The organism is Propionispora sp. 2/2-37, assembly GCF_001298735.1.
GTDB lineage: Bacteria > Bacillota > Negativicutes > Propionisporales > Propionisporaceae > Propionispora.
This window is the reverse complement of the sequence record NZ_CYSP01000017.1, coordinates 16,640-32,972: the sequence shown is the minus strand read 5'-3', so window position 1 is coordinate 32,972 and position 16,333 is coordinate 16,640. Positions and strand designations below refer to the sequence as shown.

The window sequence follows — 16,333 nt, the reverse complement described above, 5'->3', positions numbered from 1 at the left end:
TAGTTATATGATACTATGAAACTACAGATATTTCCATAAATACTGGTAAAGGGGGAGTAGAACTGGCTAACGAGGAAAACCAGGTTGCAAAGCAAAAACTATTTAAGGTAGTTTATCGGAGGTTTGGGGATGGAAAGACAATTAAGCGTAGGGATTATTGTGTTTAATGAAGTTGAAGTGCTGGATTTTGCTGGACCCTTTGAAGTATTTTCGATAACAACAAATCAAAATTCAGATAGCAAGCCTTTTGCTGTGCACATTATTTCCCAAACAGGAGAATTAGTACGTGCAAGAAACGGGCTATTGGTGAAACCTTGCTATAGTTTTGATGATTCACCAGCATTAGATATTTTAATTATTCCTGGTGGGTATGGTGCGGAGAAAATTGAAATACACAATGAAACGGTTATTACTTGGATAAAAGAACAATCAAAGAAGGTTAAACTACTTGCATCGGTTTGTACAGGAGCATTTCTTTTGGCAGAGGCCGAACTGCTTGATAATAAGGTAGCGACTACTCACTGGATGGATATCGACCGGCTAGTGAAGGAGTACCCTAAGATTACCGTACAAAAAGGGGTAAAGTATGTAGATGAAGGTGCAATCATTACCGCCGCAGGAATTTCTGCTGGGCTTGATATGTCATTTCACATTGTGAAACGATTTATGGGAGCTGATATTGCCAGAGCTACAGCCAAACGTATGGAATACGATATAGTTATTGCTGACGATGTTAATTACGGTACATAATTATTGTGGTGATTCTGATTCGCGCATAAACAGACATTGGTCAAATCATTGACTAACGGCTGAATTTCTTTCATTTCTTGTATCTCATTACAATGCAAAGATACAATCCTGTGATAAAAAAGAACGTTGGATTATACCTAATCTCAACCAGACTGTTCTCTTTATTTGGGAAAAGGGGGGGGGATTATTTGCAGGAAAAGCGGCCAACTTTTTGAATCCAATGGGTGAAGGTATCTCAAGTGCTTTGACCCGTAGCATGGTTTTGGCTGGCTGGGTAGACGGTGTGATGAGGTAAGGCGTTAGTGCGGAAAGGAAGATGACAATGAATTACATTGGTTTGTTTAATACGATAAAAAGCAATGGTGATTCTGAACAAGCAGCTAAAATGAGTGCTTATATGCGCGATAAATTTTCATTTTTGGGTATTCCAATGCCCAAACGCCAGGCGTTTTGCCGAGACTACTTTAAACAGGAGAAAAAGAAAGCACAGGTAAATTGGGATTTTATTACTTTTTGCTGGGAAGAGTTATATAGAGAATTTCAGTATGTAGCAGTGGATTATTTAGTTTTAATGCAAAAATATTTGACTCCTGATGATGTCCCGAAAATCAAGGAATTGGCTATGAAAAAATCTTGGTGGGATACGATTGATGGACTTAATAGAGTAGTTGGAAATATTGCGCTGGTTTATCCGGAAGTCAATCCTATTTTGTTGGAATGGAGCAAAGATAAAAACTTGTGGCTGCGGAGAATTGCCATAGATCATCAGTTAATACGAAAAGACAAAACAGACATAGAATTGCTGGAGAAAATTCTCGTAAATAACTTAGGACAATCAGAGTTTTTTATCAATAAGGCTATAGGTTGGAGCTTAAGAGATTACAGCAAAACAAATCCTGATTGGGTGAGGAATTTTATTAAGCGGTATCAGAATAAACTGGCGCCGTTAAGCATAAAAGAAGCAAGTAAATATATTTGATGAGAAATAGAAAGCGAGGAGGGGTCGGATTATTCCATTGGTGATTTCCCGGCTATTACCGGATTAGTATTTATATGCTGCGGTACTATGAAAAGGAGAATTTTCGATTGAGCGGAAGAGAATGATACGAATTAATTTTGAGTTATATCAAGACATGTTACCACAGTGCAGTTGTTCGCTCTGTGGTTTTTGTTTACGCAAATAATACGGACACCTGAGAAGGAGCCTTCTCATGATATACAGCCTGAAAAATTTTAACCATAATTTACCGCCTTTACAATGACGAACACGCGTTCTATACTAGTAACACAAACATATGTTCTAGGGAGGCGGGGCGATGTCCTTCATCCATCTCCATGTCCATTCCAATTTTAGTTTTAAGGATTCGACGCTTTCTGTTTCCGATCTTGTAGACTCGGCAAAGCGCCTGGAGATGCCGGCCGTTGCCTTAACCGATCATAATAATCTTTGTGGCGCCGTGCGATTTTACTATTCGGCCCGTAATGCGGGCATCAAGCCAATCATCGGTGCGGAACTGGATACCGTGGAGGGGCATCTAACCCTGCTGGCGGAAAACTACGAAGGATATAGTGAACTCTGCCGGGTGATCAGCCGCTTTAATCTTGAAAGCGCCTCAATTATTCCGGAGAGAGACCTGGCTGGGTTAAGAAATATCATCGTCTTGTCCGGATGCGATAAGAGCGGCCTGGTCCGGGCGTTGAAGGGCGAACGCCCCCGGCAGTTTGCCGCCCGCTATAAGGAGATGTTCGGCGACCGGTATTATATTGAGCTGCAGCACCATCATCTTGAGGGAGACCGCCAGAAAATCCGCAGTCTCTGCAATTTGGCGCTGAAGTGTGACATCCCGAGTGTTGTTACGAACAATGTCCACTTCCAGGGACACTATGATTGGATGCGCCATGATATCCTTGCGGCTATGAAGGAGAACGTGAACGTGGCCGCAGCCAAAAAGACGGGCCTCCCCAATAGTGAATACGGCTTCAAAAGTTCGGCAGCGATGTGTGATCTTTTCAATGACTACATAGATTCGATCTTGAATACCGCCGCCATTGCCGAGCGGTGCAATATAGAGTTCCCGGAACAATTCCGGTTCCCCCGCTTTCCGCTTCCCGAAGGGAAAACGGCCAAGGAGGAGCTTCGCTTACTTTGCGAAGTTAGCTTGGTGCAGTTATATTCACCCGCGGACAAGAATGCCGCTCTTCGCCGGCTGGAACACGAACTGGCGATAATCGACCTTATGGGGTTTAACGACTACTTTCTTATGGTTTGGGATATCGTCAGCTTCGCCCGCAAGCGCGGCATTCGCTTTGCCGGACGGGGGTCTGCGGCCGATTCCCTTGTCTCGTACCTGCTCGGCGTCACCCACGTTGACCCATTACGTTACAATCTCCTGTTTGAGAGGTTTCTTAACCCGGAGCGGAAGGGCATGCCCGATGTGGACATCGATTTCGACTCCAACCGCCGTGACGAGGTGATCGACTACTTATTCCGGCGGTATGGCAAAGATATGGTGGCGATGGTCTGCACTGTCAACACCATTAATGCCAGGAGCGGCGTCCGCGAAGTTGCGAAAGCATTAGGTTACGATGCCGATCAGCAGTCGGCTATTTCGAAGAAGCTGCCGCATTGTGGGGCTGACAAAATCGTTCCGGTGATCGAACAACTGCCGGAACTTAAGGGTGAATTCACCGGCAAGGAACATACCGGGACGATCTTTCGGTACGCCGAAAGCTTCGCCGATTTTCCCCGCCATCTCGGCGTCCATAACGGAGGCGTGATTATTGCTGAGCGGCCGCTTAGCCAGCTCACGCCGCTGCAATATGCGACAAAAGGAGTTATCATCAGCCAACACGACAAAGACGACGTCGAAAAACTCGGCCTCGTCAAAATGGACCTTCTGGGCCTAAAAATGCTATCAATAATCGAAGACACTCAGGCCATGGTGAGACAAAACGGGGGGGAACTGGATATCGACCGCATACCGGCGGATGATGAGGCCACTTACGTGTTGCTTCGGTCAACCGATACGGTGGGCGTCTTTCAGCTTGAATCCCCGGGGATGAGGGAATTGCTCGGCCGGCTGCAACCCACTGAATTTGAGGACATCATCGCCAACATATCGCTTTTCCGGCCGGGACCCATGCAGGGCGAGATGATTGCACCTTATATAGCCAGAAGGCACGGCCGCGCGCAATGTGACTATATGCACCCTTTCCTTGAACCGGCGCTAAAGGATACGTATGGTGTCATTATCTATCAGGAACAGGTTTTACAGATAGGCCACTTTTTGGCCGGCTTCACGCTGGGGCAGGCCGACCTCCTCCGGCGGGCAATGACAAAAAACCGCTCCACAGAAGAGATGGCATTGATCCGCGAGCAGTTCATCACCGGTGCGAAAGGGAAAGGCGTCAGCGAAAAGGACGCCGCCAAAGTGTTCGAAAAAGTTGCCGGGTTCGCTGCGTATGGCTTTAATAAGGCCCATGCGGCCAGCTTCGGCTGGATTGCCTATCAGAGCGCCTACCTTAAGGCCCACTACCCGCGGGAGTTTTTCTGTGCCACACTGAACAACCACCCGTGCGGTTTTTATCCCCCGCAGGTGATCGTTTGGGAAGCAAAGCGCTTAGGTATCCCCGTGTATCCCCCCGATATCTGTCGGGGCTCCTGGGACTGTACGATGGAAGGGGATGGTATACGAGTAGGTTTGAAATATGTTGCGGGTATGAGTAGCTCAACCTGGGATCGAATTCAAGAAAACAGGGGAAAAGACTGGGCAGGTAATTTGCTGGACGGGATTTCGGAAAAAATCATTATGGATCTGTCCAGAATCGGAGCAATTCCTGGAACAGGATGTTCCAATCCAGCCAAACGAGCCAATGCAGAGATTGCCGTACTGGGAATGACAGTGAGTGATCATCCGCTTACGCTAATGCCTGTTTCCTATACTCCGAGCCGCACAATTGAAGAGACCAAGCGTAACGGCGAGCGGGTTTCGGCAGCCGGTATCGTCATTTCCCGGCAGACGCCGCCTACCCGTTCCGGGAAAAGGATAATCTTTTTGACACTGCAAGACGATACGGGTTTGACTGATGTAACCGTTTTTCCTAATATTCAGGACAAATATGCCAAGACTATTTATCAGAGCAATCTGCTGAAAATCGACGGCGTAGTACGGAAAACAGGTGTAAGGGGGTTCAGCATCACCGCTCAGCGGGTCTCTGCAATAATATAATGAAGGAGTATTGACATGAAAGTGTTGAAAGAAGCGATACCGGTTGCGGCATACTTCGGACCCGACGGCAATATTAAGCCACTGGCTTTCAAATATAACTGCAAGGAGTACAAAGTGGCCAACATCAAGTGGTGGCAGTTCGGCAAGCCCATATGGACGGAACGGGCCAGCCGGATCTATTGTGTGAGTACGCAAGATGACAAGATAGCGGAACTTGTCTGGGAAGTGGATACCGGCGTTTGGCGCTTGATCAAATTTGGCTAAGTTAAGGAGTGGGATGAACATGGATACTACCGCTAACCGGGCAGCCGCAAAACTCTACATAGGCACATCGGGCTACAGCTACGATGACTGGCGGGGTACCTATTATCCCGCGGACATTAAGCCGGGTGACATGCTTTCTTTTTACGCCCGCGAGTTCTCGTTCACTGAGATCAATTTTACTTTTTATCGCTTGCCTTCGGAGAAGACGTTGGCCGGTATGGTGCGTAAAGCGCCCCCTGGCTTTATATTTACCATCAAGGCTTTCCAGTCGCTGACCCACAACCGGAAAGAAAATATCAAAGAAGATGCGGCTGCTTTCCGGCAGGCGGTGAGTACCCTGGAAAATGCGGGCAAACTCGGCGCCGTCCTTTTGCAGTTCCCATACTCGTTTCATAACGGCAGCGATAACCGGCAGTATCTCGGTTACTTGCGGGAAATGCTGCCGGATTTACCGCTTGTGGCCGAAGTCCGGCATTATACGTGGGATAGCCCGGAGACCCCTGAACTTTTCCGGTCTCTCGGGATTGGCTTTGTGGGGATTGACGGACCAAAAGTAAAAGGTCAGATTACCGGTTTGGTGCATCTGACTTCGGATATCGCCTACATCCGCTTTCATGGGCGCAACCAACAGCAGTGGTGGGATCACAAGGAATCTTACGAGCGATACAACTACGCATACACTCAGCCGGAATTATTCGAATGGGTTCCCGCGGTCGGCCGGCTTACAGAGCGCTCGCGGGTAATATTCTTGGCGTTCAACAATCACTATGGCGCCCGGGCTGTCGCTGCAGCCAGGGAACTAAAGGCATTGTTGGGGCAAGAGGAGTATGCCCCAGAGCATTCCGATTCGGGATTTGAAAAACACTAGTGAGATATCTCAAATGTGCCATACATCCAATGAACCTATTTTTGTGACAAAAAATGGGTATGGAGATATGGTAATCATGAGTATGAAGAGAAAATGTTCATGCTCGACGCAGAAAAAGCAAAGAGATCCGAAAAGACTATGAAATTCTGGCGGATTTGAATGTCAAGGGGACGGGGTATTGACAACCTATTTACCGTACCTGTTTTAAGTTGTCGACAACCCCGTCCACTTGACACTATTCCAAATATTAATATTAAGAATGGATTGTCAAACTTCTGTGATCAGAGGCTTGACTTTTTTATATTATTCAGGACTGAATTCTATCGGACAACAATACCACCGTTAAACAATGTAACACCTGACATAGTGTTATCATATTATGTTAATAGGTTACCTGAATTTTATATGGAGGTGATTGGTTAATGTTTTATGATGACGATGATGACGATTCCATGCTTAGTTGCTACTCGATGAGCAGTTGCCAGTCCTGCCACTCGATGAAGAGTTGTCAGTCCTGTTACTCGATGAAGAGTTGCCAGTCCTGCCACTCGATGAAGAGTTGCCAGTCCTGCCACTCGATGAAGAGTTGTCAGTCCTGCTACTCGATGAAGAGTTGCCAGTCCTGCTATTCGATGAAGAGTTGTCAGTCCTGTTACTCGATGAAGAGTTGCCAGTCCTGCTATTCGATGAAGAGTTGCCAGTCCTGTTACTCGATGAAGAGTTGTCAGTCCTGTTACTCGATGGAGAGTTGCCAGTCCTGCTACTCAATGAAGAGCTGCCAATCCTGTTATTCTTGCCAGTCTTGCCATTCCTGTCATTCCTGCCAGTCTTGCCATTCTTGTCAGTCCTGCCATTCCTGTCAGTGCTGCCATTCTTGCCATTCATGCCATTCTTGCCACTACTGCCGTTCTATGAATTGGGAGAAGTAATGTCAATCTGATAAGATGTCGCGTCGACAAGGCGTAATGTCGGTCCTTACTAAGGAAAAGCAAAAGCCAAAGCATACGGCTTTGGCTTTTGTGTACTTACATCAGCTTCTTGAGATCGTTTTGATCTATTCCGCTGGCAGCGTACCGCTCCTTGAGCATTTTGTAGACCCGTTCCATCGGCGGATAGAGACACTGACTGGAAAATTGGCAGTTCTCGCAATTCCAGCAGTTTAATTGCCCTTGGTAACTAATGATTTTCGCTGGCGAGTTGAATTCAGCCACAACCCCCTGGATTACCTCCATCGGATAGAACACGCTTAGTGTGCTCACGGCGTTCTTTTTCGCAAGCCCTTTAATCTTAGTCGCCAGAAAATCCCGTACGCACTTATAATAAGTTGTCACTTGGCGTTGCGGATTAGCTTGTTGGGTATAACCCCAAAATTTTGTGAAGCTCTCATAGGCTTTATTGGTATCGCCTTTCCAGTAGTTCAGGGCAGTGACAAACAAGTCGGCATTACTGTAATACCACGGAAACGCTTTATTGCGTACCGGCAGATTGATTAGATCCATGACCGAAGCCTCAGACGAATAGTTCATGTTTTGCAAAAAGTCGATGATCGTGGCGGCACCGGCGTCGTCGAGGCGGTCGATGTTTCTGACAAGTCTTTTGAAGGTGTTGAAAGCAGCATAATTGGTAATGGGCTCTAGCTCATCAAATCCCTCAATTTCACTCAAGCCGGGAACGATTATATGAAAACTCGGAAAGCCCAGGAACGAAACATCACGTACATATATCTCGCAGCCTAGTTGAGCTAACAGGGCGACCATATAAGCCAACATTTCTTTGTTTGTGGTTACCGAGGTTTCTTCGAATTCGTTGAACTGATAACTGAAGTTATGACTGAAAAATTCCGTAGGATAAAGCCCTGAGCCGGTCACCAGTATGCCCATGTAGTTTTCCGGGTCGTCCGTCGGGTTGCGGAAGCAAAACTCCTTGACCCCCATCATCAAGTTTATATCCTGCCCCTGAAGAAGTTCGGTCAATGTCCTCTCTGCGGCAATTTCAAATTTGGGATGAGCGCCAAATTTCACAAAATAACTCTGATCATTCTTATTTACCAGGATAACCCCGACAACCGGCAACTTTTGTCCCAGCGAGCAGTCTTTGAGGATAACTTCAAAATTGCCGCTTTTTTCAAGTTCGGCAATCATCGCCTCAATCTTGGGAAATTTCACGATATAATACCGCGGGATAGTAGGCGGTACTATTCTCTCCCTAAGGATTTTCTTGTTGGCGTAGCGCTCCATGATTTCAGATATTCCCTGCACCAAAGCCTCTTCAGGCGAATTGCCGGCGCACATGCCGTTCGACATATACATCATCGAGACCATTTTCATCGGGATATGGGAAATACGCTTGCTGTTAAGATTGCAATAAGGTAGAGCGATAAAATCGGCGGATACCTTCTCATAAGACATTGTCTGCCAATTTGCCAGCAGTTCCCGTTTATCCAGTGAAGGGTTGACTCTGGACAATTGGGTTTTGATCCAATCTTCTTCACTGGCAAGGAACTCATCGGTACTCATCGGTTTTTCGTCAGGGGCGTAATAAAAGCCTAGGTATTCCATGGTCTGGGGCTTTAAATCCAAACTTAGTCTGTAGTGGCAGAGATTTTGCAGGCGTTCCATCATCTCGCCGTAGGCGCTGGCCAGGGCGAATTCGACCGAAGTTCCTTTTCCATTGGTCAGCAGATCGGTATTGTCGATCATCACGCTCACCGAGTAAAAACCATTCACCGAATTTTTCCATGAGGTTTCTACCGTCAGAAGGCCCATCTCACCAAGAATATCTCTTATTCTGTTAATGGTTTTGATGGGCATTTCATCTTTGTATTTCATATTAGTTGAATCCATGCATTGCACCTCGCACCATAACATTTTACGCTGAAGGAAAATTATCATGTTGAATTTTCCAGTTCTTTTTTAATATATGACCATGTATCATGGTTTGTGATTGCAATGAACCATGGCTTCAGTAACCAACAAAAAGATGTTATTGCCATGCTCGAACATATGAATACTAAATTGATCGCCACCAGTGCCAAGCTTGAAATGAACTTACATAAAAAAATGGCAGTCGTGAAACAATATTCACAATATTGGGAGGTGAGGGTTATAACTCAGAAGCTGTTTTATACAAAACCAATGTGCGTTTTATATGCGGCATGCCTGATCGCCTTATTTTTAGCCGGTGTATTCTGGCTCAAACAACCGGCGGCGGCAAAAAATCCCGAAAGAGGCGAAGTTACTTTGTTAGCCCGGGTTATCGAGGGCGAGGCTGCAAATGAACCATTCCTGGGGAAGGTGGCTGTTGGAGCGGTAATATTGAACCGGACCAAGAGCGCTGATTTCCCGCATACGATTAGCGGAGTAATTTATCAGGATCATGCTTTTGAGTCTGTTGCCAACGGACAGGTAAACAGGCCGCTAAGCCAGGAATCCATCCGTGCCGCGGATACGGCCATGGGCGGTTATGATCCGACAGGTGGGTCGCTTTTCTTCTGGAATCCTAGCAAGCCGGTCAGTCCCTGGATTTGGTCAAGAAATATCAACACGGAAATCGGCAATCATGTTTTTGGCCGGTAATGAAGCTTGATTCAGGTGGAGTATTCATTCATTTTAACCGCAGCCGTACTTATTTCGGGTTTACAGCTTGCGATCCTTGATTTAAGAAGGCTGATCTTACAGACTGTGCGCAGATGAAAGGAGGGTTCTCTTGCGAAAAAGGTGGCTCATTCTGGGGGCTATTGGTGCGCTGGTGCTGGTAGCAGTCCTGGGGTGGTGGGGATACCGCCAGTACCAGACAAACCGTAGCCTGGAAACTTTTCTAAATAACAAATATCAGCGGGCCTTTTTTGAAATGACAAGTCAGGTGCAAAACCTGGAAGTGCTTTTTGCAAAAAGTGTAATAGTTACCGACCCAAGCCTTGCAATTATGCTCCTGATGGACATCCGCCAGCAGGCAGCCTTTGCCCAGGCCAATCTGGGCCAGTTGCCTCTAAATGATATGCTTGCCGGTCGTACCGCCAGATTTTTGGCGCAGGCAGGAGAGTACGGCAACAGCCTTTCCCGGGAAATCCTTCAGGGCGGGGTAATCGAAGCCAAACACCGGGAAACCTTGAACAGCCTCTACCAGCAGTCGGCGGAACTAAATCGGGAACTCCAGGGTGTGCAGGCCCGGGTGGCTCAAAACAATTCTTATTTCGGCGCTTTTTTTGAGGAAGTAAGAAACAACCTGCAAAAAACTCCAGACAATATAGTGCAAACAGATTTTGCGGCTTTAGACAAGCAAATGCAGCGTTATCCGACCTTAGTTTACGACGGTCCCTTTTCCGAGCACCTGGAACGTGTTGAGCCCAAGAATTTAAGCGGAATGGCTGAAATTCAGCCGGAAGAAGCCCAAAACAAAGCGCTGGCCTTCATTGAAAAAAGTCCCGGAGTAAACTATGCTGCCGTTGTAACTGGAATGACAAACGGCCGCATTCCCGCACATCGTGTGGAAGTAACACCGGAAGGAGACAGTGAGCAAAAAACGGTGCTGGATATTTCCCAAAAGGGCGGCAAAGCAATCTGGATGTTTAATTCCCGCCCTATAGGCGAGCCAAATGTGAGTATCGATCAGGCGCGGCAAAATGCGCTCCAATTTTTGCATGATCGGGGTTTCGGTGAAATGAGCCCCACCTATTATTTACGCCAGGGAAATTCCGTTATGTTTAATTTTGCCGCAGTACAAAAGAACGTAATTTTGTACCCTGATTTGGTTAAAGTCACGGTAGCTCTCGATAACGGCGGAATCATCGGAACTGAAGCCACCGGCTACCTAATGTCCCACGGGCAACGCGATCTACCGGAGCCAAAGGTGTCAAAAGAGCAGGCTCAGTCGGCAATTAATCCCAGTCTGGTAGTTTCAGGCGGAAGATTAGTATTGATACCTGCCGGTGTAACGGGTGAAAAGCTTGCCTATGAATTCCCGGCCAAACTGGGAGAAGATAACTACCTCGTCTATGTAAATGCCTTGACTGGACGGGAGGAGAATGTTCTGAGGCTGATAGAAACTTCAGATGGCACTCTGACAATGTAATACATAGCACAAAACTGTATGTATATTCGTTTAGCGCGAATGCGGCGGGAAGCTCCGAGGCGGCTTACGGGCCTGTGGGAAGCTTCACGGCCGCTTTTTTGTACCCAAAATGCATTGAAAGCAGGAGGTCTTATGGAAGTTAACGAGGTAAAAGTAACAGGCAGCCTGGCGCGCACCCGCCTTATCCATTCAGATTGTCATCTCCTGTTATCTGATAAATAGTTAAGATCAGTTACCCGGAACAGCAATGTTCTCGGGCTTAATTTTTTTATGAAAGCTATCACATTTCAGGTCCTACTTGGTGCGTATGTCCCTGATTATTGTGCTGCCAGTGCTCCCCGGATAATGGCCTCCTCCAGTACTGCCGCAGCGGCTGTGCCCACCAGCGTAACAAGCTCGTCACCTGTCAAATTACTGGTGTATGAACCCAGGGCGAGGCAGAAAATCGTGTCACCGTCCCACTGCGTATGATTGGGGGAGATAGCTCGGGCCATTCCATCTTCGGCGAGCATTGCCACCCGGTTGGCCTGTGCCTTGGTCAGCCGAGCGGTGGTAGCCACTAGTGCGATTGTGGTGTTCATGGTCTGGCTGGACTTCGGTACCGGCACACCAGCCAGCATCGCCCGGGTCTGGTTGACAAAGGTTCCATCAGGACGTAGCGCTCCGACGACGATATGTTCCCCACACCATACGTCTCCGACGGGATTGACCACCGCCAGGGCTGCCACCACAGGACCGCCGGGAATGCTAATGGAGGCAGTACCAAGTCCTGACTTCATTGGCCTACCGTAGATTTTTCCCGCCGTTGCTCCCGCTCCGGCACCCACATTTCCTTCCGGAACGGGACCAGCATTTGCAGACTGGCAGGCGGCGTAGGCGAGAGCTGCATCAGGCGGAGGGGAGCCCATGGCGAAGGGGAGGTCGTAGATGACCGCCGCAGGTACAACAGGCACATCATCGATCCCTTGCTCAACAAGCCAGCGCATTACTCCGCCCGTCGCCGGCAGCCCGAAGACACTGCTCCCTGTAAGGAGGACGCCATATATCGGATTCTCTGTGGTGCCAGGGCGGATGTTATCGGTATTCTGGGTAACGGGGTTACCTCCACTTACGGATACGCCGGGAATTGCCCCATCCGGGCAGAGAATTACCGTGCATCCCGTCCGGTCGCATTTGTTCTCAGCGTTTCCTACCAGGATGCCGGGAACATCAGTAAGGCCTCCCATAGTGGCTGCTTCCTTACACTTACAATGGGGCATACCGAATCACTCCCTTGCTATTGGTTATTCAATACATACTATGTAAAATTAAGACGAAAATGTTACAAACAAAGTGGTAATTCGCATATTCAGAAAACGATTACAAGTGAGTAATATGTGTTTTCTTTTAGATATTATGAACACAATGCACATGGAGTGTGTGGTAAAAGGGGTATCCCCACTCTATATGGAGTATGCCAACGTCATATTGTCATGTTATGGACGATAGTACGTAAAATGTATGAATAAATAATAAAGGCTCAAATCACTCACAGTACATCAAGTGATTTGAGCCTTTATTATTTTATCTAAAATTCAAGTATCTGTTTTAAGTTGTCGGCAACCCCGTCCTCTTGACCCACGGAAAAACCGAGAACTAGCCTTTGCTTAATAAAGGCTAGTTGCTGTTTTTTTAGTTTAATATGATTAATTGGGGGGGCACACGGTCTGCCGTCCCCTGTATCTTCTAGGCAAATAGATGAAGGGAATTTGTAGAGCTGTGCTGAACTTTACGTTTTAACACGGCTCTTTCGCTCAGTATAAAGGAACTGATAGAGAGCAAATTTATATTTAGGTTATTAATTGGTTCAGTTTAGGGGCAAGAATGACAGTCGTCATCGCACTCTTCTTGGGAGGAAATTCCAAAGGAAAGTATAGCATTTATAACTAAAGTTACTGTGTTTAAGAAAATCTTTTCATCATCTCCGGGGAGGCGGAGTTTTACGTCAGTTAATACAATCAGACAGTCTTCGATATCAACTAAGCGACTACAAGTAAACTGAAAACCACCCCATGTACGTGCATTGAATCCATTTTGTCCTTGGAAAAAGCATAATTGGTCAATAATGTCGTCACGACCACGAGGTTCGCCATCATTGTCTTCAATTACCTGTACGGTGGGTATGCTCAGTTTCTCATCCATGGTAACAGAGTTCTCTATAGGGGATTGATCTGTGATGCCAAGGGTAAGAGCTGCTTTTCTAAAGTTCTTGCATCCATCAAATATATCGGGAATAACGTTGACAGCTTTACCGACTATATTGCATAAATCGACAATAGTAAAATCTTCACGATAAAAATCGCCATTTGGGGCTATTACAACAACCCCACGTTTACCTGGGGGTGGGGTAAGTCTTGCAAAACGACCATCCTCGATTCGTGAAAGTATGCCCCAGTATGCCGTCCCGCCTGCATCAAAAAGAATCATACTTATACCTAATTCGCGGCATAACTCTTCAATGATTTTCCGTGAACCGGAACCAAAATTAGGATGTTGACTCACTATAAATTCCTCCTCTTTTAATTCCAATAACCAGTTGGGTTATTACATTTTATGTATATATTACATAAAATGTTACATTGTGTTGGATTAAAAGTGTTTTTCGAATCTTTGGAATTAAGTTTTGTAATTCGAAAGATGTGGAGGTCTAGCATAAATATCCCCTTACCTATTATCTTTTTCTTTCAAGAGGTTGAAAAGTATTAAGCATTTCCATTATTTCAGGTAATACCTCATCGTAGGTACTACTTCCTGTAACAACGGAAACAGTATATATGCCATCATTAAGAGTAAACTGAGAAAAAATCCTATTGAATGGCGTGTTATTATTTAAGGTTGATTCGGTAATAAAAAATAAGGCTTTATGGCCATGAACTTGTATAACTTTATTCTCGATAAGAAATTTTGGATTGTCTTTTAAGTATTCAAAGTTAGAGTATGCAATATCTTTAATTTCTTGATCTGACAGGCTATCTAATGTAGATCCGGTACGGTTTAAACTAGACTTTATTATTAAATAGCTATCGTAGCCCTTGTTGTAATGTATAAACATTACTTCGTGCGCTTTAGAAGGATTAGGAACAAGAACCCACTCTTCAGGAAGAGTTATTTTAAAACCCAATTCGTCATCAAGATATTCTTTAGCCAGGCATGGCACTGTAGATACTAGCAATATAAAAATAAATGTTATTAATATTTTTCTTATTATAATTTTCACCCCGCAACGTATTGTTCGGATAGGTATGAAGTATATTATTTGTTTTCAAATAAGGAAACTCCTGCTGATTTTTGGATGTAATTGGCAGGAGTTTTGTAGTTTCAGCCGGAAAATAAGAAACCGGAAAATATAAATAGTGTCAGTAATGCCGTCTATGGGACATATAGAAATATCAAAAAGTGTAATCGACGGACAATTGGGGACAATGAACCTATAGTAGTGCTGCAATTTTATCATTGGGAGAGAATATACACCTATGAAAAAAATGTATTTATCGGAAGTGCAAACCGAGCTCGACAAATCTATAGTAAGCCATGAGGTATTTAAAGAAAACGATATATTATCTCTGCCCGAACCGGTTCAACGATATTTTGTATATTGCGGCTATATAGGCAAAGCAAAAATGGCAAATGCTAAAATTGTATGGAATGATGTCATTTTTAAAATGCGACCCGATAAACCGTGGATTAAAATAAAATATGAGCAATATAATTTTGTTTCTGAGCCAGCGAGATTAGCCTATATTTATTCAACAATGTTTGGCATCATTCCGTTTGAGGGCAGAGACAGGTATCTTAACGGACAAGGAAACATGCTGGGTAAACTGCTGAAGAAAGTAACCGTATTTGACGTAACAGGAACAGAAATGGATGTATCTGCTGCCGTTACCTATTTGTCTGAGGCTTTACTCGTGCCTACCTGCGCCCTGCAGCCATATATCAAGTGGGAGGCTATTGACTCTAATCATGCTAAAGCAAGCATTGACTACAAAGGTGTAAAAGCAGAAGGTATAGTTACCTTTAATGATAAGGGTGAATTCACAAAATTTGAAACAGAGGACCGTTATATGGATAGCGGTGGCGGGCTATTGGAAAAACACAAGTGGACGGCTGAGGGAAGTAATTATATTGAAAAGAATGGCATAAAAATACCATCCAGGCTAAAAGCAATTTGGAACCTGCCCGCTGGAGACTTCGAATATTTTAATGGCGCCATAACAGATATTGTATATAATAAGACAAAAATCAATTAATTCCTAGTGGGACAAGGGGACAGGAAAGATGTTTCATGGTAAAATTGTCTCCATGTTTCGTTTGGAAGTTCGCCGTTATATCTGGTACGGAGAACTGTCTCATAGGAACCAACGGGAGCGTAAAACAACTAACCTGTCCCCGTGTTTTACCCGTGTTTTATGAGGCTGGTTTTTTTGCTACAAAATGACTGTTTAGTCATAAGTTTGTCACAATCCCCAAATATACTTGAGTTAGTAAATAAAGGAGGGATTCCCCGTGAACAAGTTAGCCAAAAAAGTTATCGTTTATTCCCTGGTAGGTCTCATGCAATTCGGTTTCGGAGCATCCGTAATAGAAGCCTCTCCCAGACATCATGATGGACATCGGTATGAGGATAGTCAGAGAGAGCGGGAGAGGGAACATCATGAAGAAATCATGAGAACACTTGGAGGCTTGGCAATACTGGGTATCGTATTACATAACAATTAAAAATTAAAATCTACATGATGCTCCCCGTCTCGGTCATGGCCGGACGGGGAGTTATATTTACAAAGAACGAGTTTTTTACTATACTGAAACTTTCCATGGGGAGATAGTCATGCATGAAAAGAGAAAGGCAATTCTTGAGTAGTTTTTATTTGTTACCCGTAACCGATTTTTCATGTGAAGCATAAGATACAATGTACATCGTACTTCACAACCCAAAACAAAGGAGGTCTGTTCTATGGGACGGGGAGGCTTCGGTGGTCATGGTAGTAGTTGGTTTATTATAATAATCATCATAATTATTTTATTACTATTTTTCTGTTGTGAGGACAACTGTAACTCAACCTGCTAGGTCCTAATTAGCACAAAATCCACCCCAATTTATGAGGTTGCCGCC

14 protein-coding genes are annotated in these 16,333 nt (G+C 45.3%); 10 read left to right on the top strand and 4 right to left on the bottom strand.

The window, feature by feature from the left end; translation table 11 throughout:
- Positions 1 to 129 precede the first annotated feature (129 nt).
- The 6 genes from P22_RS16480 (at position 130) to P22_RS16455 (ending at position 7,051) form a co-directional block, all read left to right on the top strand.
- Positions 130 to 750 (top strand): DJ-1/PfpI family protein, encoded by a 621-nt coding sequence (locus P22_RS16480; RefSeq protein ID WP_054261328.1) that lies wholly within the window; start codon positions 130 to 132, stop codon positions 748 to 750.
- Between the two features lie 322 nt (positions 751 to 1,072).
- Positions 1,073 to 1,729, top strand: a complete 657-nt coding sequence (locus P22_RS16475; protein ID WP_054261327.1) for a DNA alkylation repair protein — start codon at positions 1,073 to 1,075, stop codon at positions 1,727 to 1,729.
- Between the two features lie 337 nt (positions 1,730 to 2,066).
- Positions 2,067 to 4,979, top strand: coding sequence for a DNA polymerase III subunit alpha (locus P22_RS16470; protein ID WP_054261326.1), 2,913 nt, complete (start codon positions 2,067 to 2,069; stop codon positions 4,977 to 4,979).
- Positions 4,980 to 4,994: 15 nt separating this feature from the next.
- Positions 4,995 to 5,243 (top strand): hypothetical protein, encoded by a 249-nt coding sequence (locus tag P22_RS16465; RefSeq protein WP_054261325.1) that lies wholly within the window; start codon positions 4,995 to 4,997, stop codon positions 5,241 to 5,243.
- Positions 5,236 to 6,111 (top strand): DUF72 domain-containing protein, encoded by an 876-nt coding sequence (locus tag P22_RS16460; protein WP_156319017.1) that lies wholly within the window; start codon positions 5,236 to 5,238, stop codon positions 6,109 to 6,111. Before P22_RS16465 ends, P22_RS16460 begins: the two co-directional genes overlap by 8 nt.
- Positions 6,112 to 6,571: 460 nt before the next feature.
- Positions 6,572 to 7,051 carry a hypothetical protein gene (locus P22_RS16455; protein ID WP_054261323.1) on the top strand — a complete coding sequence of 160 codons (480 nt, stop codon included), beginning with the start codon at positions 6,572 to 6,574 and terminating at the stop codon, positions 7,049 to 7,051.
- Positions 7,052 to 7,136: 85 nt separating this feature from the next.
- Here P22_RS16455 and P22_RS16450 read toward each other — a convergent pair whose 3' ends face one another.
- On the bottom strand, positions 7,137 to 9,002 hold the full coding sequence (locus P22_RS16450) for a YcaO-like family protein (protein ID WP_054261322.1): 1,866 nt from the start codon (positions 9,000 to 9,002) through the stop codon (positions 7,137 to 7,139).
- A gap of 99 nt (positions 9,003 to 9,101) precedes the next feature.
- Here P22_RS16450 and P22_RS20300 point away from each other — a divergent pair, with 99 nt between their 5' ends.
- On the top strand, positions 9,102 to 9,686 hold the full coding sequence (locus P22_RS20300; RefSeq protein ID WP_216598100.1) for a cell wall hydrolase: 585 nt from the start codon (positions 9,102 to 9,104) through the stop codon (positions 9,684 to 9,686).
- Positions 9,687 to 9,816: 130 nt separating this feature from the next.
- Entirely contained in the window at positions 9,817 to 11,181 is a 1,365-nt protein-coding gene (ypeB, locus tag P22_RS16440) for a germination protein YpeB (RefSeq protein WP_054261321.1), read from the top strand.
- Positions 11,182 to 11,498: 317 nt separating this feature from the next.
- Here the strand turns inward: ypeB and P22_RS16435 are convergent, their stop codons facing one another.
- From P22_RS16435 to P22_RS16425, 3 genes are all read right to left on the bottom strand, one after another.
- The gene (locus tag P22_RS16435) at positions 11,499 to 12,440 is read right to left on the bottom strand and encodes a P1 family peptidase (protein ID WP_054261320.1); all 942 of its coding nucleotides are present in this window, start codon (positions 12,438 to 12,440) and stop codon (positions 11,499 to 11,501) included.
- Between the two features lie 592 nt (positions 12,441 to 13,032).
- Positions 13,033 to 13,722: a hypothetical protein gene (locus P22_RS16430; RefSeq protein WP_054261319.1), complete on the bottom strand. Its 690-nt coding sequence runs from the start codon at positions 13,720 to 13,722 to the stop codon at positions 13,033 to 13,035.
- A gap of 169 nt (positions 13,723 to 13,891) precedes the next feature.
- Positions 13,892 to 14,437, bottom strand: a complete 546-nt coding sequence (locus P22_RS16425) for a hypothetical protein (RefSeq protein WP_172675867.1) — start codon at positions 14,435 to 14,437, stop codon at positions 13,892 to 13,894.
- Positions 14,438 to 14,693: 256 nt separating this feature from the next.
- Here P22_RS16425 and P22_RS16420 point away from each other — a divergent pair, with 256 nt between their 5' ends.
- Complete coding sequence (locus P22_RS16420; protein WP_054261317.1) at positions 14,694 to 15,470, top strand: DUF6544 family protein; 777 nt, start codon at positions 14,694 to 14,696, stop codon at positions 15,468 to 15,470.
- 256 nt (positions 15,471 to 15,726) lie between these two features.
- Positions 15,727 to 15,939 carry a hypothetical protein gene (locus tag P22_RS16415; RefSeq protein WP_054261316.1) on the top strand — a complete coding sequence of 71 codons (213 nt, stop codon included), beginning with the start codon at positions 15,727 to 15,729 and terminating at the stop codon, positions 15,937 to 15,939.
- The last annotated feature ends 394 nt before the right edge of the window (positions 15,940 to 16,333 follow it).